1 protein-coding gene is annotated in these 1,670 nt (G+C 72.3%); it reads left to right on the top strand.

Annotation, left to right across the window (positions count from 1 at the left end; translation table 11 throughout):
- Positions 1-208: 208 nt before the first annotated feature.
- The coding region (locus ACYVE9_RS25820) for an acyl-CoA dehydrogenase family protein (protein WP_461030310.1) at positions 209-1,670 on the top strand (1,462 nt) is incomplete at its 3' end.

Below are 1,670 nucleotides of genomic sequence, written 5' to 3'. Positions count from 1 at the left end.
GAACCCGGGCGGCGCGCCCTCCGGTATCCGCCGCTGAGCGGCGGGGCGCGCCTCGGCGCTCAGCGCCGTGCCGGAGCGGCGCCCGGCGTGGCGTGAGCAGGACGGCGGACCGCCGGGGTAGCTGAGCAAGCGCTTAGTAAGGCATGGTTTCCCTGTACGCCACCGACCGACGTACGCCACCCACCGACCGGCGAATGGGGCACGCACCATGGCGAAGCCGTCTCTCCTGCTCTCCCGACGCGATCTCGACTTCCTCCTGCACGACTGGCTCGACACCGGAGCGCTCGTCCGTCGACCGCGGTACGCCGAGCACTCCCGGGAGACCGTCGACGCGGTGCTGGAGCTGAGCGAGCAGCTCGCCACCCGCTGGTTCGCGCCGCACAACAAGCGCAGCGACCAGGAGGAGCCCCGCTTCGACGGCGAGAAGGTGCAGATGATCCCCGAGGTGAAGGAGGCGCTGGACGCCTTCGCCGCCTCCGACCTGCTGGCCGCCTCGATGGACGCGGAGCTCGGCGGCATGCAGCTTCCGCACGTGGTGTCCACCGCGTGCTTCGCCTGGTTCCAGGCGGCCAACGTGAGCACCTCCGCCTACCCCTTCCTGACCCTGGGCAACGCCAACCTGCTGCGCGCCCACGGCACCGCCGAGCAGGTCGACACCTTCGTCCGGCCGATGATCGCCGGTCGTTTCCTGGGCACCATGTGCCTGTCCGAGCCGCAGGCCGGCTCGTCCCTGGCGGACGTCGCCACCCGCGCCGAACCGCAGCCCGACGGCACCTACCGGCTGTTCGGCAACAAGATGTGGATCTCCGGTGGCGACCACGACCTGGCGGAGAACATCGTCCACCTCGTGCTGGCCCGCATTCCCGGCGGCCCGCCCGGCGTGCGCGGGCTGTCCCTCTTCGTGGTGCCCAAGCACCTCGTCGAGGCGGACGGCTCCCTGGGCGACCGCAACGACGTCGTGCTGGCGGGCCTCAACCACAAGATGGGCTACCGCGGCACCACCAACACACTGCTGAACTTCGGCGAGGGCCGGTACCGGCCGGGCGGTGAGGCGGGTGCGGTCGGGCAGCTCGTCGGCGAACCGCACCGCGGGCTGTCCTACATGTTCCACATGATGAACGAGGCCCGGATCGGGGTGGGCGCGGGAGCCGCGGCACTGGGCTGCACCGCGTACCTGAAGTCCCTGGAGTACGCCAGGACCCGGCTCCAGGGCCGGCCGGTCGCCGACCGCGATCCGGCGGCGCCGCCGGTGCCGATCGTCGAGCACGCCGACGTGCGGCGCATGCTGCTCGCCCAGAAGGCCTACAGCGAGGGCGCGTTGGCGCTCATCCTGTACTGTGCCCGGCTCGTCGACGAGCAGCGCACCGGGGAGAGCGCCTCGGCGCGGGAGCGGGCCGGCCGGCTGCTGGACGTGCTGACCCCGATCGCGAAGAGCTGGCCGTCGCAGTGGTGCCTGGCCGCGAACGACCTCGCCGTCCAGGTGCACGGCGGCTACGGGTACACACGCGAGTACGACGTGGAGCAGCACTACCGCGACAACCGGCTCAACCCGATCCACGAGGGCACGCACGGCATCCAGGCGGTGGACCTGCTCGGCCGCCGGGCGATCGCCGACAACGGGGCGGGGCTCGCGGCGCTGGGTGAGGCGGTCGAGGCCACCGCCGGCCGGG

This window comes from Streptomyces sparsus, assembly GCF_054776295.1.
The sequence above is the reverse complement of the archived record's forward strand: the minus strand, read 5'-3'. Positions and strand labels throughout refer to the sequence as shown.